Genomic DNA, 23417 nt, shown 5'->3' on the forward strand with positions numbered 1-23417 from the left:
AATAATTAAGGATAAAAATCATGAAGAAAAAACCATTTTTTGCTCTACTTATAGCATCTGCGCTTTCTCTTACAGCGTGTTCCGGTGCTGGTTCCGAATCATCCAGTTCCTCAGATAGCAATTCTCAGGGTAAGACTACACACGTTCGTATTGGCTTGACAGGCACATTTAATGAAGACATCTGGGCTCCAATAAAGAAAGAGTTGAAAAAAGAAGGAGTTGAGATAGAGACGGTTCAGTTTGCCAATTATTCACTTCCAAACGCAGCGCTAGAAGCCGGAGATATTGAACTTAACGCTTTTCAGCATCATGCATTCCTTCAAAATGAAATTAAGAGTCATGGCTACCACCTCACTCCAATTGGCGATACCTACATCGTGACGATGAGTGTTTTTTCAGACAAGATCCACGACCTTAAGGAATTGAAGAAAGGCGATAAAGTAGCTATCCCTAACGACGCAACCAATGGAGGGCGCGCCCTTAAGCTTCTCGAAGAAGCTGGCGTTATCGGCGTCGATCCCGCTAAAGGAAATACCCCAGACGTTGCGGACATAACCAAGAACGATCTTGAGCTCAAATTTGTGGAAGCCGATGCAAACCTGGTTGCCTCCCTTATCCCCGATGCAAAAATTGCAGTAGTAAATGGAAACTATGCACTTGATTCCAAGCTGCCACAAGACCAGAAAATCTATAGTGAGAAGCACTGGGACTCAAATGCTTTCTACCTCAACATCACTGCTCGTACAGAAGATAAAGATAATCCAGTTTATAAGCGCATTGTTGAAGCATTTCAAACCGAACAAGCTCAACAACTGTTCGAAAAAGAGTTCAAGGGAAATCTAATTTCTGCGTGGGATAAGAAAGACGGCCAAAAAGCGGGCGAAGCTCCTAAAGGTCTTTCCGCAGAATCAGGAAAGTAAACACCATGTTTATAAGCGAATTAGAAGAAATATTTCCACCCGAAAGAATTCAGAAAGGCGATCAAATTGCACGGTCCTATGTATCAGATCTTTTTGGACGGCATGGCGGATCAGCAGCTGCTCTGGTCTTCCCACAATCTACTGACGAGGTGAGCAAAGCGGTAACGCTAGCTAATCATTACCGAGTACCTGTAATTCCACGCGGAGCTGGGACTAACTTGGTTGGATCTACTCTTCCCGATTCTTCTGGAGACGCCTTATTAATTGATCTCTCAAGAATGAACCGAATACTCAACATAGATACCGAAACACTTACTTTGGTAGTAGAACCCGGCGTCCTTTTAAGTGAAGTGCAACAGTTCGTTGACCATCACCAATTGTTTTATCCACCTGATCCAGGTGCTAAAAACGCATCCATAGGCGGGAACATCTCTACGAATGCCGGGGGAATGCGTGCAGTCAAGTATGGGGTAACTCGGGATTATGTCCGTGAGCTTGAAGTAGTACTCCCGTCAGGGGCAATCGTTATCCTTGGATCCACAAACGTCAAAGATGCCACCGGTCTTTCACTGAAGAACCTAATTATTGGCTCAGAAGGAACCTTAGGCATCGTTACACAAGCTACCCTGCGACTAATTGCTAAACCGAAGTTTAGCCAATCCACAATTATCCCGTTTGACAGTTTAGATTCCGCTCTCAATAGTGTGCCTAAAATCTTGAGTAGCGGAGTAACGCCAACGGCGATTGAGTTTATTGAAGGTTCCGTAGCAAAGCTCGGTCAAGAATTCACCGGGTTTGAGTTTCCTGCTCCAGAAGCTAATGCCTATCTGCTCCTCACTTTCGATGGCACTCATAATCAGGTGGAGGCTGATTGTGCATTCATTCGAGAAATTCTTTATGAATACGGCGCTAGCGATTTTATTTATCTAAGCGAAAGCGAATCTGCCCGAGCATGGGGTATCCGCGGGAGCTTAGTCAATGCAGTCGAAGCACGCTGCGAGCAGGAGCCACTTGACCTTGTGGTTCCTATTAATAAAACCGCTGAATTTATTAATTTCGTTCATAGTCTGGAGAAGCAAACAGGCGTAGAATCCGTAGGATTTGGGCATGCAGGGGATGGAAATGTTCACTTATGCGTATTGCGCGGGGATCGAAATGAAGATGATTGGCTCACCGTTCGCGACCATTTTCTGATTGAAGTGTATAAAAAGGCAGCCGAACTTGGAGGTCTAACAAGTGCCGAACACGGAATCGGAATTTCAAAACGACCATTCTATTTGAACTTGACCGACCCAGCGCTAATCGATTTACAACGTCAGATCAAAGCTGCTATTGACCCACGTGGGATTCTTAATCCCAATAAGAGCTATTCACGCTGACCTGTAAATATTCCTTTCATTTGGACAAACTAGACTAGAGATTACTAAGGAATCTGCAATGCAAGAATTATCTATTCGCAGTGAACGTTTCACTGATTCGGTTATCCGCCGAATGACGCGTATTTGCGATGAATATGGAGCGATTAATCTTTCCCAAGGTTTTCCGGACGACGCTCCCCCTGTTGAGTTAACCAATAGGCTGGCTGAGGTAGCAGCTGACGGCCCTCATCAATATGCCGTTACTTGGGGAGCAGAAAATTTCCGTAATGCTCTTGCGAAAAAATTCAAGAACTTCAGTGGAATAACCATAGATCCCCAAAGCGAAGTACTAGTCACCTGCGGAAGTACCGAGGCAATGATAGCTGCTGTAATGACGGTGTGTAATCCTGGAGACAGAGTTGCAGTATTTTCGCCCTTCTACGAAAACTATGGCGCAGATGCAATCTTATGTGGCGCTGAGGCAATATATGTTCCTATGCGTCCGCCATCATTCGATTTCGACGCCGATGCCCTAGAGAAAGCTTTTGCGTCCGGAGCGAAGGCACTGATTTTGTGTAATCCTTCTAACCCTAGTGGCAAAGTATTTTCACTTGCCGAGTTAGAAACGATCGCTAGACTTGCAGAAAAATACGACGCTTTTGTTATCACCGACGAAGTTTACGAGCATATCGTTTTTGAGCCTTACCAGCACATTTACTTTGCCTCATTACCGGGAATGTTTGAAAGAACCATTATGTGCGGGTCCTTATCAAAAACATATCACATCACTGGGTGGCGTCTGGGTTACATTATTGCCCCCACAAGCGTCGTTGAGCGCGCAAAGAAAGTGCATGATTTCCTGACTGTGGGTGCCGCCTCACCACTTCAAGAAGCTGCAACGATCGGCTTAGAGTTCGCTGATTCTTATTACACGGATCTACGTACTCACTACACAGAAAAACGCGACTTCTTCCTATCAGGGCTAGATAAACTAGGAATTAAGCACACGAATCCTCAAGGAGCCTATTACGTGCTTGTAGACATATCAGAGTTCGGATACGAATCAGATATGGATTTTTGTATAGATTTGGCCCAAAAAGTTGGAGTTGGAGCGGTTCCTGGTTCTGCTTTCTTCAATGAGGAAGAAAACCGTTATATTCGTCTACATTTTGCCAAGTCAGAAAAAATGCTTTCTAAAGCATTACAACGTTTAGCAAGCCTACCTGAACGGTTAGGTCAAAGAAATCCAAGCTAAATCTAACTGAAATACCATCTTGGTCTACCACATTCGATACAAGGCCTTAGATCATAACAATTTCAAAGAAGTTCGCCAACGTAATGAATAACATAGTAATAAGATTGAGATGCATATAAATTCATTATTTTTAGACCAAGCGGTCTGATTTTCTTCTAACTAGGAGATCAAATCAGACCGCTTTTTGTATTGAATTTCAATTCATTTTGGACAGATCGATAGAATTCGGTCTTTTTACTCAAAAGTTTTAATTCTATTCAGGATCGTTAATTTCCATACAAACACACTAAAAAATACATACTTACAGGTCAGATAGTTATTTGATATTTAGTTTCCACCTATAATGGCATGACATACAATTAACAGGCCCATAAATTATAGACATTAGCATCAGATAGCTCCTTGAGCGTCTGGCGCTTTCACGCGAAAGGTAAACATGGCACAGAAACCCATGCGTGTCAGGCTCCTCAAGCGAGCAATGTGCGGAATTGCAGCATTTTCCATTGCTGGCATAACAGCTTTCGGAGTCAATCCACCACAGGCATCCGCCTACACAGAGGAAAATTTCGAAATCGGATTCGGCACACCAGACGGTAAGTTTCCATCCGTCGAATCGAAGTTAGCTATTTCCGAAAACATGGTTCGCCCAGGGCAAGAGGTTAACTACACTTTTACTTTCACAGCGAACGCACCTCATCCAGGTTCAGAGACCACCCCAGGTCAATCAAACCTGATTGCTCACGAGATTCGATTCCTTCCCGATAAAAACGCCCCACTAATCGGAACGCCAAAAGAAAGCGATTTTACTTGGTCTGACGGAAAAGCTCGAAGCTTTTCTTCACCTCCCGAAAAGTTCGACGACGGCACCTGGTCGTTCACCTTCGATGACGGTATCAATGGAAACGTAACTGGAACTGCTAAATTTGCTGCACGGGTTAGCGACACTGCCGCCCCTGGAACAACCATTAAAGCCGATGCTTTGGCATTCTCTGGAATTGATCCAAGGAGCAAATGGGATGGTCCAAAACCGGCATTTAAGAACATCTCAGCAGATAAATGTTCTGCAACCGCATACGGAGATTTAACACTTAATTATGGCGAATACGGCCAGTGGCTTGCCGAATTAAAAATTGGTATTGATTCACCCAATGTTCGTCTCGATAGCAATGGCCCAAAACTAACCTTTACCGATGGTCAAGGGAAAGATATCACCTCTACCATTTTGGCAAATGCAAAGTTTAATTCTAACGACAGCACCGACCCTGTCGATCCTAATATCGATAAAGGCCTAAGTAGAGATAACGAATGGAAACAGTCATACAACTGGCCATTTGATTACCACATCGAAAATAGAACTCCAGTTTCTAACCTAACTGGAAACACTTGGCTTCCCGCAGGTACGCGTGTCCATTATGAACAGAGCGTAACCGATTCGGCCTGCTTGCCAGATAATGGAAATCAATACGATCCATGGCAGTATGAATACAGTTATTCGATTGGTTTAAGCACAGCGACTGCACCTCGATTCAGCAACTCAGAAGCATCAGTTACTACTGTCGTAGAAACACCTACCCCACTTACTACTCCAAAATTTGCAATTTCTAAAACTACAACTGACCAACCTCTTGTGCTCGATAAGCCATCGGTCACGAATGTAACTCGCAATTACCAAGTTAAGGTTTCTAACACTGGTACCTCCACAGGTACCACAAAAGAAATTATCGACACCCCCGGAGTACCTGCAGGATTCAAGGTTACTGGTCTTGACGTAGACGGCATACCTGCCGTTAACAAAAACGGAAGCTTCCAACTTTCAGGAGGTCTTTCCCTCGGGATTGGAGAGACTCGCACTCTAAACGTAACTGTTCATTATGAAGTTACACCTGAAGTTATCGTTCCTGATGCTTGGGAGAACCTCTCACAGTGTGGCGCACCAAATGACCAAGATGCCCCTATAAAGGGTATCTTCAACAAGGTGACCATGGAAGGCGACTCCGATCCTGAAGGTGAATTGAACAACACCGCATGCACTACGGTCAGCGGTAAACCTTCAATTGCGATCAAGAAATATATTAACGACGACGATGCCAACAACGCTCCAGGAGTACAAGTCACTCCAGGATCAGAAATGCGCATCCGTTTCGATGTTACAAACACCGGTTCGCAACCACTTTCCGATGTAAAGCTTACCGATAACGTAATTGCTGCTTCGAAAATTGAAGAACCCACCGGCTTTATTGGAATACTAGCGCCAAATCAAACCGTTACCTTTACCGCCACGATCCCTGCTCCTGCGGCTGGGCATAGCCACGCAAATATCGGAACTGTGACCGGAGTTCCCCCACAGGTTCCAGGTAATCCTGCCACGGTATCAGCGTCCGATCCAGCACATGCGTTTACGCCAGATAAGCCAAATGTACCTTCTGAGCCAGAAGATACTACCCCGTCAGAGCCTGCTCCCCCAGCACCTCCAGTACCATCAGAACCAAACAATCCATCACCAGCTCCGCAACAGCCACCAGTGCCAACACAACCGTCTGTTTCCGAGCCGAATACACCAGCAGCTCCAACTCCTAAACTTGAAGCTGACTCTTCCACACCTGCACCTCAATTAGCAGAGACAGGACTGCACGGAGCTGCCATCGCATTAATTAGTGGGTTGCTACTTTCCTCCGGAATTGCACTCACTGTAACGATGCGGCGCAAATCGCACCGATAGGGAGCAAAATTCAGAACCTTGCTAAAGGTTGTTTTATGGTGGGGTTCGGGTCATCTTTTATGACCCGAACCCCACCATCATATTAGTCAGTGCAGACGCCACCCGACTTATCCCCAGCCAGTATCCTCCAATCTGGAGTAGCCGCAAGCACAGTTCCACATAGAATCACTACACAACAGACAATCTGTAAGAGCGAAGGCACCTGCCCTAACACTAGAAACGCAAAGAAAACAGCCCACGCCGAATAAGAAATATTCAAGGCCATTGCCCTAGATGCTCCGATTGTATGGATTGCCCGATAGTAGAAAAGGTACGACGCCGTTCCTGCCATTGCCGCGATGACCACGACTCCGATTCCAACGTTGAGCATCGAGTACTTAACAAACGAAAAAGTTCCAGTTACGGGCGCAATAACAAACAGATAGGCAAGTGCCGACGTCGTCTGCCTGATATGTAGTGCAGTATCGTTATCGACATCGTCATCGTTCATACCCCACGCGAGGATCACAGCTTCCGAACCCCAACCGATAACGCAGGTTAATGCGGCGACTACCCCAACCATCGTCGACCCGGTGGGTGTAGTTGAAGCAGAGGACCAGCCAATCAGAATAATTGCAACGAGGGAAATCAAGAGCGCCACGAGCTGGTGTAAGCCCATACGCTCTTTTAGGAAAATGTAGGCAAGAACCGCGCCAAACGCCGGATAAAAAGTAGAGATAATGGCGGTGAAACCAGGCCCAATATTGTTGATTGCAACTAGGTAACCCGTCATTCCGATCGGCCCACCCAGAATTGCAGCGATCATCACTGCTTGACCTGCACGTGTGGTAATAGCCTTAAGGGAAGCACGTAGCCTTCCGCGCATCAGCATGTATATAAATAGGATGATTGCACACAGGACGTCGTGAAACATTGCGCTGGCGAGAGCAGCATCAGGCAAGTTCAAGAAAGGAATGAATAAGAGCGCTAGACCAAGGGTAACTGTATCCATCCCCCAGAGCGCACCGGAGAAGATTCCCCACCGCATGTGTGATCCTTATCGTTTCATTAAATGAGCCACCGCCCAGACTACTCTAAGGAGAATCAAAAATACTCGACTTGCCCGAAAGGATCACGATATCGCGGACAACACTTTATTCATCATCAGGTGGCGACATTTTTATTATCGATTTTAAACCCTATGTATGCACAAACACATTTCTATCAAAGCCCCAGTTCAAAAGGTATTTTCAGACAAACTAACACCCTATTAAGCGAACCAACACTAGCCAAAATATCTTTATGTAGCTAACATGGAAGATGTTCCGCCCCGAGGATGCTCAAAACATTCGCTAGGAGTCCTCGAAGGAACGGAACATCGTACACAGTGGTGCAGCGCCGCCACTGTGGCCTGCACCTTGAATCCAACCAAGGAGCAAAAATGTTAACTATGGAAACCTGCGAAGCAAAGCCAGTCTTCATCACCGCGAAGCAGGATCACCGTCTTCATCTCACCACGCCAATCGCATTCGTTACTGCGATGGCACTCTTTACGCTCATCGGAATCGTTGCCACCATCCCGAGCCTAATTTTCGCAGCCGGGGTAGTCACCACATTCGCCATTCCTGCATGGCTCGTCGTCGCTATTAACAACAAGCAAAAGAGCACCATCGAGTAAGTTTGGACACTCAACGCAAGGATCTTAAAGAGCCATGTCAACGACGGCGCGCCCTTGCACTTTTCCCTGTTCCAAAAGGGAATAACCGGCGCTAACGTCTTCTAACGAAAAACGCCTGCTCACAATGTCTTGGTAGCTAATTTTTCCTTGCGCAGCCATCTCAACAACCGCAGGCAAATCCTGGCGTGTGCGTGCACCATAGGAGCCAAGAATCGATTGCGATCGTCGCACGGTCCGGTTAATTTCAACCGCCGCCTCTTGAACTCCTGCACCTAAGCCAATAGGCACCATACGCCCACCGTCTTTTAATGATACAAGTGCCGAGTTCCAAGTTTCGGGCCTACCCAACGCTTCGAACGCAACATCAACGCCACGTCCACCGGTAAGTGAAAATACACGTTCACGCACGTCGTCATCCATCGAGTTGACGACGTCGGTGGCACCGAGCCGTATTGCAGCTTCCAATTTGTCGTCAGCGACGTCAATAGCGATGATCTGTTTTGCTCCGAACTCTTTTGCAATCTGAATAATGTTTGAACCAACTCCTCCAGTTGCAACCACAGCAACGCTCTCCCCGTAACGAAGGTCCGCTCCCCGACGCACTGCGCCATAAGCAGTTAGCGCCGCACAGCCCAAAATCGCAGCCGGAATCGGGTCCACGCTCTCCGGAAGTGGTGCCACAGACGTCGCTGGAATAACTGCATATTCTGCAAGAGCACCCATCGAATACATGGCAATCGGTTCACTATCTAAGGATTCAAGCCGAGTCGTTCCGTCATATAATTGCCCTTTCAGTCGGTTCAGTTCAAAGAACGGGCCACACAGATCATCGCGACCTTCAGAGCACGCCTCGCACTGACCACACGGCATTAGGAAAGCTCCAGAAACACGCTGCCCGACTCGAAGATCAGTCCGCCCAACATTTGGACCCAGTTCAATAATTTCACCAGCAACTTCGTGGCCCAGCACACTCGGCGACGGAAAAGCTATTTTCCCATGAATCACATGGAGATCAGAATGGCAAAGACCACAGGCGATGACTTTAATCAGAACTTCGTTATCTTTGGGGCGAGGTGTTTTTATTTCTTCGACTTCAAGCCCTTTTGTAACATTCCTCAAAACTGCGGCGCGCATTGTTGGTGGGATATTCACGGTAATCGTCCTCCATTGTCCAGCATCATTGCTCGATTAGATCGTGTCCAAACACAATTTTATTGTACCTAACAAATGGTTAATTTTATAGGTCTTTTGTACTTACATATAAACGTGGGGCGAGTGTTTTTACAACACTCGCCCCACCGCTTTAGATATGACCGCTACGTTATCGAACAACAAAGCATCTAAAGTCATTTGACTGTTCAGGAGAACTGCTTCTCCATTTCAACTTCAATTTCTTCCATCGAAAGGCCCGCAGTCTCAGGCATCCACCGCCACAGAGCAATGAACATGATGACGTTGATAACTCCGTAAACACCATAGGTTACCGTTCCACCCAAGCCATCCATCATAATCGGGAAAGTCCATGCAACCAGCGCGTTCATGATCCACAGGAAGAAAACTGCCAAACCATTTGCAACTCCACGAATATGGGATGGGAAAATCTCACCAAGCATCGTCCACACCACTGGGCCATTTGACGACTGAACAATGAGCATAAATACACCCATGATTGCAAGAATCGCAAACGACGCCCAAGATTCAGGAGTTGTGCCAGCAGCCATGTGTGGCTGAATAAGGAATCCAAACAACGCCGAAATTGCAAACATACAAACGGACACACCCGCAATACAGAACAACAAAATTGAACGACGTCGGAATTTATACACCAAGAAGAGCCCGCCTGCTGCACCTAGAACGGACATAACTCCGTTTGCTACCTGGGCCGTAATCGATGCCGACGTAGTCATTCCCGAATATTCAAGCACCTTTGGAGCATAGTACATGACCGTATTAACTCCTGTAAGCTGGTTCGATGCAGCAAGCAACAGACCTACCAAGAACAGCTTTCGCAACCACGGAGTATGGAACAAGTCCCCGACTGTACTCTTCTTTTCGGTCTTAGACTCTCGCAAACGCTCCACCATATCGAAAATTTCATTTTCGACCGGTTCATCTCTGTGGTCACGTACTCGTTTTAACGATCCAATTGCTTCGACGTATTGCTGATTCGAACCGTACCAGCGTGGCGATTCAGGCATAAGCCGCATACCAAACCACAACAAGATTGCAGGAATCGTACACAGAATCAACATCCAACGCCACGTACTTCCATTTCCATCGGAAATGACCAACTGATTGAACCAGCTTTGATAATCAGCATCGTTGAAGTGCGAGGCCTTTGAAACTACATCAGCCCACATATGAGTGCCCGGCTCAAGCAACCCAGAAGGATCAGCATCCACGACCACTTTCGGGCCGCCAGCTGCGCCATTAATAATAGCATTGAAGGTGAATGCCGCAAGCTGACCCGTCACAATCATTAACTGATCAATTGCAACGATGGTTCCACGAATTCGTTTTGGAGCAGTCTCCGCTAAGTACACTGGCACAGTCGCCGAAGCCCCACCAACCGCCAATCCAAGAACGATACGAGCTAACGCCATGATCAATAGATTTGGAGCTACCGAACAAGCAATGGCCCCAATCACAAAAATCGCCGAAAGCATCAACAGGTTATGACGGCGACCATAGCGATCAGAAAGACGGCCACCGAAGAGCGCGCCAAACGCAGCGCCCAACATTAGACAAGCGCCAATAAGCCCTTCCTCAGATGCTGTGAGATGGAAACCGCCCCCCTGCTGAGCAATGTACATATAGGGCAGAGCTCCGGAGATAACGCCGGTATCATAACCAAATAAGAACGAACCCAGGGTTGCAATGCCCGCAACCCAACCAATCGACCTATGCTTCCCTGACATAGGCGTTTCTTCCGTTAAAGCACGGATTTCTTCCTTCGTAGGAAATTTGTTTTCATTCATGAACCAAGTCTTTCTAATTATCTGAACATCATTGTTCCACTAACTGACTGATCATCGCCCTAAGGCTTAGATTTCGTGTTCTTCAAACTTCTTCTCATAACTAAAGAACACGTTTTGGTCTAGGAGTCATCCATCATCCACTCCCAGAACGGGGATTGTTCGAACATTCAACAATCCAAATTCATGCCACCCAGTAACACCTGCGAGTAACATGTATTCCCAGTCTGTACTGCGAATATCGATATCAAAATTACATATCGACATACCTTGCCCCTTTCAACTCGTCCGCACCGTTACGTCCGATTGAATGAAACTATACTTTCATATGTATATACATATAGCAAGTATTTTTATGAAATGACATTACTTTTAACCAAAACAGTATTTTCTTGTGTTAACTAAATCTTTATCCACAAGCCATTTCAAGTGAGGATAGTTTTGAGCATGACGGGTTTGCTGAACCGACTAAGCACGGTCCAGCAAACCCCCGGCAACTAATCTCAGTCTTCGCGCTGGAAAGACATCGTTGCTTCGTAAGACTCTTCTGATGGCCAGCGCGAAGTCACTACTTTCGCACGGGTATAGAAACGTACTCCTTCTGGACCATGAATATGAGTATCTCCCAGCAATGATCCCTTCCAACCGCCAAACGAGTAATAAGCAACAGGCGTCGGGATTGGAACGTTAACACCAACCATTCCTGCTTCAACGTCTAACTGGAAGCGACGTGCCATACCGCCGTCATTCGTGAAGATAGCCGAACCATTACCAAATGGTTGGGCGTTAACCAAGGCAATTGCTTCTTCGTAACTAGATGCCTTCGTGATAGTCAAAACTGGACCAAAAATCTCCTCGCGATACAAATCCGCCTCAAGGTCAACCCCGGTCACCACTGTTGGCCCAACAAAGAATCCATCCTCGTATCCAGGAACAACGATGTTGCGACCATCGAGAACAACCTTGGCTCCACGAGCCTCGGCGTCGTCAATAAGCGAAACGATTCGTTTCTTGGCACTTGCGGTAATCACCGGACCCATCTGAACACCCTCATCTAAGCCGTAACCAACTTTAATTTCACGACCAGCGGCTGCAACCTTTTGAGCGAGTTCATCTGCAATATCTCCAACAGCGACGACGGCGGGAAGAGCCATGCATCGCTCACCTGCCGCGCCGAATGCAGCGGCAGCGATATGCTTCGCAGCAAAATCCAGATCCGCATCCGGGAGTACGATCGCATGGTTGTTTGCACCACCGAGAGCATGTACTCGCTTGCCGTGAGCAGTGGCGGTGTCTTGAACGATATGAGCAACCGGTGTAGATCCAACGAAAGAAATTGCATCGATTCCGGGGTGCTTCAAAATGTCTGTTACACGATCACGCGAACCCGATACCACGTTAAATACACCGTCCGGCAAGCCAGCTTCCTTGTAAAGCTTTGCGATAATCAGTGATGCCGACGGCGTAGTGGTGGCAGGTTTCAAAATAAAGGCATTTCCAGTCGCGATCGCAATTGGATGCATCCACATCGGAACCATGACCGGAAAATTAAATGGACAGATTCCGGCTACAACGCCTACCGGCTGACGGAGCGAATGTACGTCAACTCCACGAGAAACATCAAAGGAGTACTCCCCCTTGAGGACCGCGCTAATGCCACAGGCAAAGTCAAGCGTCTCACGACCTCTCTGGATCTCTCCCAACGCGTCAGAATAATCCTTTCCGTGTTCTGCCACAATTGACTTCGCGATTTCATCTTGATGATCAAGTACCAATTGACGCATCTTAAACATGATTTCTGTGCGCTTAGCCAATGATACCTTTGCCCATTTACGTTGAGCTTCTTGGGCTACTTTCACGGCGTAGTCAAGGTCTTCTCGAGACGCTAAGTGAACCTGAGCCTCCACTTTTCCCGTTGCAGGATTTTCAACTGGGGCAATTTTATCCGGTACTCCAGCGTACTCGGCACCATTGATCCACTGCTGAATCGTTTCCATTGTTACTCCTTTTCTGCTGCTGTTTCTAAACCTCTAAGAACTAAGGCTTAGAAATAATGACGTTGATCCTTCTTTGACTCCACGTATTCTTTATAGGCTTTTTGCGTTGATTCCAGGCGCGATACCTGGGAAACCGGCACATCCCACCATGAGCAGTTAGGAGGATTCGGTCCCATCAGATCAGTTTCGATATAGATCATCGTGGCGCGCGGTGCTTGAGTTGCTTCGTGGTAGGCCAATTTAAACTCTTCGATCGAAGAAACACGTAGCACATTCAGTCCCCAAGATTCAGCGTTTTTAGCGATATCCACCGGAAGGATTTCACCTTCTTGATTGTGGGCATTACCTGCTCCCATACGGTACCTAGTGCCAAAACGTTGAGAACCGTGCGATTCTGATAGAGCACCAATCGATGCAAAACCGTAGTTTTGCAAAAGAACAAAGATTACCTTGATGTTTTCTTGCACAATCGTGGCAAGCTCCATCGGTAGCATCTGGTAAGTTCCATCACCCACAATCGCTACCACTTCAGATTCAGGCATCGCTAACTTTACGCCCAGAGCAGCTGGAATTTCGTATCCCATAGTCGAAAAAGCATATTCGACGTGGTATTGCTCAGGAGTACGCGCCTGCCAAAGTGCCTGCAAGTCTCCAGGCATCGACCCTGCGGCGTTAATGATTACATCACTATCGGACATCAATTCGTTAAGCGCCCCGAAAACTTCTGTTTGAGCTGGTAAAGGCCCATGCCCAAGGTGGTAGCAATGCTGAACCTCGTGTTCCCATGCCTGCTTTTCCTGAGCGATCTCCTGCGCGTATTCATCACTCACCCGGTAATCCGCGAGCGCATCAGTCAAATCCGCCAGAGCTTCGCGAGCATCGGCAACCAGCATTTCGCCACCGTTCTTCACCGCGTCGAAGGCTTTGACGTTAACATTCACAAATTTCACATCACGGTTCTTGAATTGGGTACGGGAAGCCGTAGTGAAATCCGAATAGCGTGTTCCAATGCCAAGAACCACATCGGCGTTCTCCCCTAAATGATTAGCGGCATCTGCACCGGTGGAACCAATGCCCCCAACCGACTGCGGGTGGTCAAAGTTGATTGCGCCTTTTCCGGCTTGAGTATCAGCAACTGGGATTCCGGTAGCTTCAGCGAATTTTCTCAGTTCACGGGAAGCCTCAGAGTAAATAACACCTCCGCCGGCAACCACAAGTGGTCTCTTCGCTCCCTTAATCAGCTGCACTGCACGATCGAGCGCAGTCTTCTCCAGCGGCGGGCGACGAACGTGCCACACTCGCTTTGCGAACGCCTCAGCTGGAAAATCATATGCTTCTGCTTGAACGTCCTGTGGAAGTGCGATCGTGACCGCACCAGTTTCGGCTGGATCTGTAAGCGCTCTCATCGCCTGCATCAGCGAAGGAATGAGTTGCTCGGGTCGGTTAATACGATCAAAGAAAACAGATACTGGACGGAACGCATCGTTTACCGAGGTATCGAGAGTTTGGGAGTTCTCGATCTGTTGCAAAACAGGATCAGGAAATCGAGTAGCGAATTGATCCGCAGGAAACAAAAGCACAGGTAAGCGGTTCGTGGTAGCAAGCGCAGCGCCCGTAACCATATTGAGTGCTCCCGGCCCAATAGACGAGGTGCACATCATCGTCTGCATGCGATTGGTAGCCTTTGCAAAGGCAGCAGCTGCGTTCACCATTCCTTGTTCGTTGCGAGGCATACGATAAGGCATTTCGCCGCCGTCAGGATCTGGGTCAATCTCGTTTTGAAGAAGTGCCTGACCAATACCTGCAACATTGCCATGTCCAAATATGCCGAAAGCACCGGCGACTAGGCGCTTTTCAACGCCATCTCGTTCGGCGTACTGATTCACCAAAAAACGAATGATTGCTTGGCCCACCGTAAGGCGGATGGTATTTTCAACGGCACCGTCGCTACCTTGGCCATTGGCGTCGTGACTAAGATTCATTTCGTTGAGATCAATCATGTTGCTAGTCCTCCTGATCGGAAGTTGAAGGTTTTGTCGCGGCGTCCTCGGAGCCCGCTAGGGAGAAAAAGGGAAGCCGGGGATCGACGTCGTCGCCTTCCCAAGCTTGGCGTTGCCAGGTGTGTACGGGATCGTCAGTCATCATCCACACTGAGTCTTCAGATGGTCCAGCCATCACGTTGAGGTAGTACATGTCGTGACCGGGCGCAGCCACAGACGGACCGTGATACCCAAAGGGAACCGCCACTGTATCTCCCGACCGCACCTCGGTACACACGTCAATATCCTTACCTGGCGAAGAATAGACTCGTTGTAAACCGAAGCCTTCGGTACTCTTATTCGGTCCGCCCTTGGCGATTTCGAAATAGTAGATCTCTTCTAGTTCGCGCTCGTTTTCGTTATGAACATCGTGCTTGTGCGGTGGGTAACTGGACCAGTTCCCTCCCGGGGTAATCACTTCACAAACCAGAAGATGCGAAGTTTCAACCTCATTTCCGAGTGCGTAGTTCGTAACTTGACGTGAACAATTTCCCGCACCTCGAATCCCTGACTGAACCTCCGAACGTGGGCAATAACGAACCGGTAAATCTTTGGTAGATCTTGCACCCGGAATGGCAAAACGACCAGCGGTAGTTGCCGTCAACTTGATGTTTGTTGAGCGTGGAACATAGAGATAGTCTGTGAGGTCTTCGAATACAGACGAGCGCCCACGCAATTCATATTCTTCATTTCTTATTTCAACCACTGCGCTTCCGCTTAACGGAAGCACCAGAATTTCTTCAAATTCCGTGGAAAACTCAACGCTTTCACCCACGTCGAGTGATGCGATGCGAAGCGAAGAATACTCCCACCCAGCTGCTTCTTGGGTAATCCAGGTATCGAACATTCCCTGCGCAGTACTACGGGCAGGAATTACGTATTTTTCGTTGTCGTTCATAGAAGCTCCACTGCTTGATCAACTGCTTTTTCAACGTCGTCTCCCGTGGGATAGAGAAGGGAACGACCAATCACCAAACCGTAAACGTTCGGAAGGTTTAGGGCTTTGCCCCAGCCATCAAAGGCTGCTTGCGGATCCTTAGCCACTTCGCCACCCAAGATGAGGGAAGGAAGGGTGGTAGCCGCCATTACGCGTTCCATCTGCTCAACGCACGGCAGTTTTAGCCAGGTATAGGCCGATGTCACTCCTAAACCAGAAGCAATCGTGATTGATTTAATTACTGCTTCCGGACTCAAATCATTCGATACTTGCCCATCTACTCTGCGTGAAATAAATGGTTCCACCATGATCGGTTTCTTCACCTCAGCCATCGAGTTTATAGCCTGCGCCGTGGCTTTAAGGGTGTCTACAGTTGCAGGATCACCAAGGTCAATTCGGGTGAGGGTTTTACCACCGTCTAACTTGTGCGCAACGATGGTTTCGGCGTCGTAACAGGTGAACTTATCGTCCATCTCGAAAACGGACCCCTGTAAACCACCGCGATTCATCGAACCATAAACGTACTTACCATCCAAGGCACCGAGCAGGGCGAGGTCTTCGATAAAGTCTGCAGTTCCTAGAAAACCTGTGACTCCGGGTCTGCCCAGCGCCGCAACACAACGCTCCAGAGCTTCTTGACGGTTCGCCATCGCGAGCGATTTCGAACCCGCTCCTAAAGCGCCACGCGCCGGATGATCAAGCGCGATAATCAGGTGTTTCTGGCCAGGCTCCAGTGTAGTTGCGGGAGCACGAAACTCCAAAGCCTCCATAATTTTTTCAGGAGAATCTGCGCGAACTTGCGCGATATCCTCAATTGTAACTGACATTTTCTCCACACTCCTCGTCATCACCGAATATTGATGCGTGACTTTGCTCAGGAAAGCTTTCCTTGTTCTTTAATAAATGGGTCTTGTTCTTGTACCCGCGGCTGCGACTGCGGGTTGTCTTTAATAAGCTGGAACACTTCTTCAGCCGCAGGCATCGCCGTTGAGCACTCAAGCCGGGAAGCAACAATTGCACCGGCGGTGGACGCAAATTGAATAGTTTGTGGAAGATCCCATCCCAAAATCAAGGCGTGGCACAGTGCCCCTCCGAAGGCATCTCCAGCACCCAAGCCATTACAAATATCAACTTTGGTTACAGGTACTTCGATTCGCTCACTTCGAGTTTTCGCAAGTGTACCGCGCGGTCCTTGTTTGACGATAGCGATTTCAACTCCGCGCTCCAATAGTGCGTCAGCTGCACGGTCTGGTTCCGTTTCTCCCACGGCGATGCGGCACTCTTCTTTGTTTCCAACCGCCACGTTAACCTTGTCCAATACCGCAGAGATTTCCTCAACAGCCTTCTCTTCCGATTCCCAAAACATTGGTCGATAATCGAGATCTGCAATCGTCCAGTGTGCTTTTGCGCGGGCATCTAAGGCCGCATGGTGAGCCGATCGGCTCGGCTCGACCGTCAGCCCTGTTCCTGAGAAAAGAAATACCTTGGCTGCCTTAACAGCTTCTACTGGAATATCCTCAATCGCGATTTCTAGGTCCGGCGCTGAAGGCTGCCGATAAAAATACAGTGGGAAATCGTCCGGTGGGAAAACTTCACAGAATGTAACAGGCGTATTGAACTCTGAGTGAACCTTGACGAAACTATCATCGACACCCAGTCGCGTCATTTCGTTTCTGACGAAGCGTCCAAACGGGTCATCGCCGACGCCGGTAATCGTTGCGCACTTGTGACCGTATCGAGCCGCGGCCACGGCAACATTGGTGGGCGAGCCTCCCAAGTATTTTCCAAAAGTTTTTACTTCTTCTAAACCAATTCCGGTTTCAAGAGGATAGATATCTACACCCGAGCGACCAATTGTGATCACGTCTGGAACATCGTGAGTTGACATTACACAGGCCTTCCACGTCTTTGAGGGGATCAACATCTCAATTATCAACACGTTCCAAAGCCAGTGTCAAGCGTTTGTATTTACAAACTAAACTTTTAGGCATACAAAGGTTCGCAAAATCCCAATCTTTAGACGTTAAATGTAACGTCAGGTACAATTTATATATTCGCTGTTATTTTCACATTAAACCAGCATTTGTACAGTTAGGAAGCCTGTCATGAATTCTCGTAGTGCCAACTCCGCTTCGCTCGACACTCCATATATCGTCAATATCGAATTAGATCGAAATTCAGACACGCCTCTATATCAGCAGATTTCCACCCCACTCTCAGAGCTGGTTATGTCCGGTGAACTCGAGCCTGGTCGCCTCATAGAAGACGAGGTAACAATGTCCAACCGGCTCAAGATATCTCGCCCCACCGCACGTCGAGCCTTACAAGAACTGGTAAACAACGGCCTTTTGATTCGACGTCGCGGAACAGGAACGCGCGTCACTCCAAATCACGTACACCGCCAGATCGGCCTCACCTCCCTAAACGACGATTTAGTTCAGGCTGGTTACGCTACACAAACGAAAGTGCTGAGCTACACCGTTCATTTTGCAGATGCAGAAAATGCGGCTCGACTCGAATGTGAAGAAGGTAGCGAGCTCGTTACTATCGAACGTTTGCGCAGCGTAAACAGTACCCCTCTGGCAATTATGCGAAATACCATCGCATCGGAAAATGCCCCATCACTGACCGATCTTTCAGCCTTCGGACTCTATGAATGCTTTAGCCAAAGAGGAATCCTTTTAGCTTCAGCCACTCAAACGATTGGCGCAAAGATCGCCAACGAGGCAGAGGCAAAACTCCTTAACCTTGAGCCCGGAGCAGCGCTACTAACCATGGAACGTGTAGCCTACTCAAGCACCGGTGAGGTAATTGAGTTTGGCTCACATGCCTACAATGCTGCTCAATATAATGTTGTTATGCCATTGGTTGCTGATTAAATTACTAATGTAATTACAAAACATTGACATTTCCCACCTTTGTATATACGATCATGGGTACATGACGCAGATCCCAACGGTGGTATCCGCGTACCATACAAAGTACAGGAGCATCAATGGCTGATATTCAGTACACAAGTGGCCCGCTGCTAGACGCAACTCGGGCTTTCCCAACAGTATTATGGAACGACTCATCTGACCTTAATGAACTACAGCAGTCCATTTCTTTCGGAGCAGTTGGCGCAACATGCAATCCCGTGATTGCCTATACAACCATTTCCAAGAACCGCGATGTATGGACGGATCGTATTCGTACAATCGCTGAAAGCAACCCAACTTGGTCAGAGTCAACAATCGGTTGGCAAGCGGTAAAAGATATGTCAGTTGAAGCTGCCAAGCTACTCGAAGACAAGTTCGAAGAAAGCAACGGGCGAAACGGAAGGCTTTCGGTGCAAACCGATCCACGCCTTCATCGTGACCCTCAAGCTTTGGCTGATCAAGCAGAAAGTTTCCACAACTTAGCGAAGAACATCGTCGTGAAGATTCCGGCCACTAAGACGGGAATCGAAGCAATCGAGATGGCAACTGAACGCGGAGTTTCGGTCAACGTAACCGTTTCTTTCTCTGTTCCACAAGCAGTGAAAGCAGCCGAAGCAATCGAACGTGGTCTCGAAAAGCGCAAAGCCGCTGGCCATGATGTCTCAACCATGGGACCAGTGGTGACGATCATGGTTGGGCGACTCGATGACTGGCTGAAGTACGTCGTCGCCCGTGACAAGATCTTCATCGATGCTTCGGCACTTGAATGGGCCGGTATCGCAGCTGTTAAGAAGGCTTACGCAATTTTCCAAGAGCGTAACTTCTCCTCACGCGTCCTAGTTGCAGCTTTCCGAAACTGCTACCAATGGTCCGAGTTCCAAGGTGGCGACGTCGTGGTTTCCCCACCATTCAAGTGGCAACAAATCGTCAACGATTCCGATTACGAAGTTCGCGAGCGCATGAGCGTTCCTGTTGATGAGCACTACATTGAGGAACTGCGCCGCATTCCTGATTTCGTTCGCGCATATGAGGAGGACGGAATGGATGTGGAAGAATTTGATACCTTCGGTCCGACTGCTCGCACCTTACGTCAGTTCCTCGCAGCTGATAACGACTTGGATGTTCTTGTTCGTGACATCCTTGTTCCCGCACCGTAAACCTTAAAACTCTGACTTCACATACTTATTAGAAACGAGAAATTCCTATGTTCAAAATTGGAATCATTGGTGCAGGGCGAATCGCTCATGTTCATGCCAACGCTGTTTCTGCACATCCTGATGCTCAGCTCGTTATGGTTGCTGACCCGTTCGGTGATTCAGCTGCTCAACTCGCTCAAAAATACGGCGCAAAGGCGTCCACGGATCCAGCTGACGTTTTTGCAGCCGACGATGTTGACGCCGTCATCATCTGCTCTCCGACTCCTTTCCACGTGGACCACATCTTGGCTGCTCATGCGGCGGGTAAACCCGCACTCTGTGAAAAGCCAATCGCAATGGATATGGCGGAAGTTGATCGACTCAAGGCTGCCGTTGGCGACGCAAAGCCAATGGTAATGATGGGCTTTAACCGCCGCTTCGATCCCTCTTTCAACAAGATTCATCGCCTGCTGGAAGAAGGCGCAATCGGCGACCTCGAGCAGGTAACGATCATTTCACGTGATCCGGCAGCTCCGCCACGTGAGTATATTGCTCAGTCGGGCGGAATCTTCAAGGATATGACTATTCACGATTTCGATACCGCGCGTTACTTCCTTGGTGATGTAACCTCTGTGTACGCAGTCGGGCAACACCTTGACCCAGATCTTGCGGACACGGGTGACTATGACGGCGTCGTCATTGTGCTAACAAACTCTGACGGAAAGTCCGCGACGATCACAAACTCACGCCACTGCGCTTCGGGTTACGATCAGCGCCTTGAGGTTTTCGGTAACAAAGGAATGCTCAATGCGGAAAATATTCGCCCCACCACAGTTCGACTCTCAAACGGGACGACGACGGATGCCCAAGATCCCTACCTCGATTTCTTCCTTACGCGTTACACGGAAGCTTATGCCTATGAGCTCGACGCATTCCTAGAATCGATCCGCGCTGGTGCCGCACCTTCGCCTTCAATTGACGACGCCGTTAAGGCTTTAGTGATCGCTGAAGCAGCGGCTGAATCTGCACACACCGGTAAGCAAGTCCAACTGTAATTACAGCCGTTTGGCAACAGAGCCATGTGTAGTTACACAAATGCGTAGCTACTCCAGATTTGAAAGGAACCATATCAATGAAGATAGCCGGAGCTCCGATTTCATGGGGCGTATGTGAAGTACCTGGGTGGGGTTACCAAATGTCCCCCGACCGCGTGCTCAAAGAAATGAAAGAAATTGGCCTAACTGCAACTGAATTTGGCCCACAGGGATGGTTGCCAACCGAGCCTGAAGCTCGTGCTCAGGCTGTATCTAAGTTTGGACTCGAGCCGGTTGGATCGTTTTTCCTTGCAGTAATGCACGATCCTAACGTTGATCCTATTCCAGCAGTAAAGAAAGAGCTCGAAGCATTCGCCGCAGCTGGTGGAAGCTATCTAATCTTGGCAGCAGATTCTGGCCAAGATGGATACGATGCTCGCCCAGTGTTGGATGAGGAAGGTTGGAAGACCCTGTTCACTAACTTGGACCGAATCACCGCGGTATGTGCTGAAAATGGAGTGATTGCCTGCGTACACCCTCACTGGGGAACTATGATTCAGAACCTCGACGAAGTTGAGCGTGTGCTCGATAACTCGACGGTTGGACTCTGCCTCGACACTGGCCACTTGGCTTGTGGCGGTGCCGATGTTGTGGCTTTGGTGGAGAAATACGCTGATCGGGTGGATATCGTCCATGCGAAGGACATTCACAAGGATATGACCGATAAGCTCTTGCCGGGAGAGATCGTATGGGGTGAGGGCGTTAAAGCGGGAATGTTCGCACCCATCGGCGAAGGAGATATTGACTTCCAGAAGATCGTTACCTTGCTCGATGAAGCTGGTTTTGACGGCTACTATGTGCTTGAGCAGGACATCATGATTGACGAAGAGCCTCCTGAAGGAGCGGGACCGATCGAGAGCGCCAGAAAGTCCTTCGAGGCATTGAAAGCATTAGCGTAGGTTACACGCGTGATTGTGTTTCCAGGCGGTTGGCTTAGCAGTTGGCTATTGCAAGCAAAACGACTGGCACAATTCACAAAATCCTAAGTAACACTCCCCAGAAAACTATTCCTCTCCTTGGTTTTCTGGGGAGTGCCTTACTTTAAAGTGAATGATATTTACAAGGAGGTAATATCCATGAACAAATTACGAATTGGTTCTGTTGGTTTAGGTCGTTTAGGTTATGAGCACGCTTTCAACATGGCAAAACTTATTCCCGACTGTGAGCTCGTTGCCTTGTGCGATATTGCAGAAGATCATCTAAAAGCAGTAGCGAAAGAATTAGACGTTCCCAATGTTTACACAGACTTCGAAGAGATGTGTAAAAACCCAGATATCGATGCCATTACTATTGTGTCTCCTTCAGCTCTACACCCTGAACAGATACGCATCGCGATGGATTACGGAAAACATGTTTTCTATGAAAAACCATTGGGTTCCACAATAGAAGCATGCAAGACCGCAGAATCAGCCGTCGAGGAACACCCAGATCTCATTTTCATGTTGGGTTTTATGCGTCGCTTTGACCCCTCATACCTTGATGCTAAAGCTCGAATTGATCGGGGCGAAATAGGACGGATAATTCTAGTACGTAGTTACACACAAGATCCAATAAGCACGATTGAAGGAACACTGAAGTTTGCTCCACATAGCGGTGGCCAATTCCTAGATATGTGTGTGCATGATATTGATTTAGTCCGCTGGTTCAGTGGCGCACAACCGGAGCGCGTATGGGGAATCGGAGGGTGCTTCGAGTTTGAAGAATATCGTCAATGGAACGATGGCGACAATGTATCAATAATGTTGCAATGCGACGACGAAACAATGGCATTTATGTTCGCAGGACGCGCAGCCGCACACGGTAGCAATGTAGAAACAGAGATCATTGGAACTCGTGGGGCATTGCGTATTGCTGCAGTTCCTTCACCAAACTTATTGGAAATTTTTGATGAATATGGTGTTCGAAAGGAATGTTATCAAGATTTTGTGTCACGCTGGCATCAAGCTTACATTAACGAAATAGAAGAATTCTGTAGATGTATTCTCGACAAACGCCACCCTGAGGTCACTGTATATGATGGTACTGCGACCTCACGCATCGCATATCGATGCAAGGAATCATTTGAAATTGGCGAAATGCTAAAAATTGATTGGAAAAATTAATTTTTATCGCCACTCTCGCCCGCTCGACAAAATCTTCATCGTCTCAAAAGGGATTACTATCGCCAGTTTAAGGATACAGTGGCAAAATACCTAGAAGCAGACAGTTCTACCAATATTAGATCCGATTGGGCGAGTAAATTATAATGGCAATTCATTTTGGGCGAATTTTAGATTCAGCCAAAACACAAAATGGGCAAGGATTTATACCTTGCCCATTTCATACGTGGAGCATAGGGGATTCGAACCCCTGACCTTTTCATTGCGAACGAAACGCGCTACCAACTGCGCCAATGCCCCGAACGTATAGATC

Annotated in this window: 19 protein-coding genes and 1 tRNA gene; 10 read left to right on the forward strand and 10 right to left on the reverse strand. The window is 48.0% G+C overall.

Features of this window, described 5'->3' with window-relative positions; translation table 11 throughout:
• Nucleotides 1–20 precede the first annotated feature (20 nt).
• The 4 genes from EIH22_RS02900 (at nucleotide 21) to EIH22_RS02915 (ending at nucleotide 6252) form a co-directional block, all read left to right on the forward strand.
• Nucleotides 21–920, forward strand: coding sequence for a MetQ/NlpA family ABC transporter substrate-binding protein (locus EIH22_RS02900; protein WP_124054304.1), 900 nt, complete (start codon nucleotides 21–23; stop codon nucleotides 918–920).
• 5 nt (nucleotides 921–925) lie between these two features.
• Complete coding sequence (locus EIH22_RS02905) at nucleotides 926–2299, forward strand: FAD-binding oxidoreductase (protein WP_124054305.1); 1374 nt, start codon at nucleotides 926–928, stop codon at nucleotides 2297–2299.
• A gap of 58 nt (nucleotides 2300–2357) precedes the next feature.
• The gene (locus EIH22_RS02910) at nucleotides 2358–3533 is read left to right on the forward strand and encodes a pyridoxal phosphate-dependent aminotransferase (protein WP_124054306.1); all 1176 of its coding nucleotides are present in this window, start codon (nucleotides 2358–2360) and stop codon (nucleotides 3531–3533) included.
• A 436-nt stretch (nucleotides 3534–3969) separates the two neighbouring features.
• Complete coding sequence (locus tag EIH22_RS02915; protein ID WP_124054307.1) at nucleotides 3970–6252, forward strand: COG1470 family protein; 2283 nt, start codon at nucleotides 3970–3972, stop codon at nucleotides 6250–6252.
• 82 nt (nucleotides 6253–6334) lie between these two features.
• Here the strand turns inward: EIH22_RS02915 and EIH22_RS02920 are convergent, their stop codons facing one another.
• Nucleotides 6335–7279: a DMT family transporter gene (locus tag EIH22_RS02920; RefSeq protein ID WP_124054308.1), complete on the reverse strand. Its 945-nt coding sequence runs from the start codon at nucleotides 7277–7279 to the stop codon at nucleotides 6335–6337.
• A 393-nt stretch (nucleotides 7280–7672) separates the two neighbouring features.
• Here EIH22_RS02920 and EIH22_RS02925 point away from each other — a divergent pair, with 393 nt between their 5' ends.
• Nucleotides 7673–7909, forward strand: coding sequence for a hypothetical protein (locus EIH22_RS02925; protein WP_124054309.1), 237 nt, complete (start codon nucleotides 7673–7675; stop codon nucleotides 7907–7909).
• A gap of 24 nt (nucleotides 7910–7933) precedes the next feature.
• On the opposite strand, the gene EIH22_RS02930 is transcribed toward EIH22_RS02925, so the two are convergent.
• The 8 genes from EIH22_RS02930 to iolC all read right to left on the reverse strand — a co-directional run bounded on the left by EIH22_RS02930 (nucleotide 7934) and on the right by iolC (nucleotide 17745).
• On the reverse strand, nucleotides 7934–9043 hold the full coding sequence (locus EIH22_RS02930) for a zinc-binding dehydrogenase (protein ID WP_124054705.1): 1110 nt from the start codon (nucleotides 9041–9043) through the stop codon (nucleotides 7934–7936).
• Between the two features lie 224 nt (nucleotides 9044–9267).
• On the reverse strand, nucleotides 9268–10887 hold the full coding sequence (locus EIH22_RS02935; RefSeq protein WP_124054310.1) for an MFS transporter: 1620 nt from the start codon (nucleotides 10885–10887) through the stop codon (nucleotides 9268–9270).
• 126 nt (nucleotides 10888–11013) lie between these two features.
• Entirely contained in the window at nucleotides 11014–11151 is a 138-nt protein-coding gene (locus EIH22_RS08905) for a hypothetical protein (RefSeq protein WP_160149008.1), read from the reverse strand.
• 236 nt (nucleotides 11152–11387) lie between these two features.
• Complete coding sequence (locus EIH22_RS02940; RefSeq protein WP_124054311.1) at nucleotides 11388–12881, reverse strand: CoA-acylating methylmalonate-semialdehyde dehydrogenase; 1494 nt, start codon at nucleotides 12879–12881, stop codon at nucleotides 11388–11390.
• A 47-nt stretch (nucleotides 12882–12928) separates the two neighbouring features.
• Complete coding sequence (gene iolD, locus EIH22_RS02945) at nucleotides 12929–14863, reverse strand: 3D-(3,5/4)-trihydroxycyclohexane-1,2-dione acylhydrolase (decyclizing) (RefSeq protein WP_124054706.1); 1935 nt, start codon at nucleotides 14861–14863, stop codon at nucleotides 12929–12931.
• A 22-nt stretch (nucleotides 14864–14885) separates the two neighbouring features.
• Nucleotides 14886–15818 (reverse strand): 5-deoxy-glucuronate isomerase, encoded by a 933-nt coding sequence (gene iolB, locus EIH22_RS02950; protein ID WP_124054312.1) that lies wholly within the window; start codon nucleotides 15816–15818, stop codon nucleotides 14886–14888.
• Nucleotides 15815–16684 (reverse strand): Cgl0159 family (beta/alpha)8-fold protein, encoded by an 870-nt coding sequence (locus EIH22_RS02955; RefSeq protein ID WP_124054313.1) that lies wholly within the window; start codon nucleotides 16682–16684, stop codon nucleotides 15815–15817. Before EIH22_RS02955 ends, iolB begins: the two co-directional genes overlap by 4 nt.
• A gap of 47 nt (nucleotides 16685–16731) precedes the next feature.
• Nucleotides 16732–17745 carry a 5-dehydro-2-deoxygluconokinase gene (gene iolC, locus EIH22_RS02960; RefSeq protein WP_200829151.1) on the reverse strand — a complete coding sequence of 338 codons (1014 nt, stop codon included), beginning with the start codon at nucleotides 17743–17745 and terminating at the stop codon, nucleotides 16732–16734.
• Nucleotides 17746–17962: 217 nt separating this feature from the next.
• Here iolC and EIH22_RS02965 point away from each other — a divergent pair, with 217 nt between their 5' ends.
• The 5 genes from EIH22_RS02965 to EIH22_RS02985 all read left to right on the forward strand — a co-directional run bounded on the left by EIH22_RS02965 (nucleotide 17963) and on the right by EIH22_RS02985 (nucleotide 23107).
• Nucleotides 17963–18736, forward strand: coding sequence for a GntR family transcriptional regulator (locus tag EIH22_RS02965; RefSeq protein ID WP_124054314.1), 774 nt, complete (start codon nucleotides 17963–17965; stop codon nucleotides 18734–18736).
• A 116-nt stretch (nucleotides 18737–18852) separates the two neighbouring features.
• Entirely contained in the window at nucleotides 18853–19932 is a 1080-nt protein-coding gene (locus EIH22_RS02970) for a transaldolase family protein (RefSeq protein WP_124054315.1), read from the forward strand.
• A gap of 47 nt (nucleotides 19933–19979) precedes the next feature.
• Nucleotides 19980–20966 (forward strand): inositol 2-dehydrogenase, encoded by a 987-nt coding sequence (iolG, locus tag EIH22_RS02975; RefSeq protein ID WP_124054316.1) that lies wholly within the window; start codon nucleotides 19980–19982, stop codon nucleotides 20964–20966.
• A 77-nt stretch (nucleotides 20967–21043) separates the two neighbouring features.
• A complete protein-coding gene (locus EIH22_RS02980) occupies nucleotides 21044–21904 on the forward strand; it encodes a sugar phosphate isomerase/epimerase family protein (protein ID WP_124054317.1) in 861 nt (286 codons plus the stop codon).
• A gap of 147 nt (nucleotides 21905–22051) precedes the next feature.
• Nucleotides 22052–23107, forward strand: coding sequence for a Gfo/Idh/MocA family oxidoreductase (locus EIH22_RS02985; protein ID WP_200829152.1), 1056 nt, complete (start codon nucleotides 22052–22054; stop codon nucleotides 23105–23107).
• A gap of 224 nt (nucleotides 23108–23331) precedes the next feature.
• Here EIH22_RS02985 and EIH22_RS02990 read toward each other — a convergent pair.
• A tRNA-Ala gene (locus tag EIH22_RS02990) sits at nucleotides 23332–23404 on the reverse strand.
• Between the last annotated feature and the right edge of the window lie 13 nt (nucleotides 23405–23417).

This window comes from Arcanobacterium ihumii (assembly GCF_900604515.1).
In the GTDB taxonomy this organism is placed as follows: Bacteria; Actinomycetota; Actinomycetes; order Actinomycetales; family Actinomycetaceae; genus Arcanobacterium_A; species Arcanobacterium_A ihumii.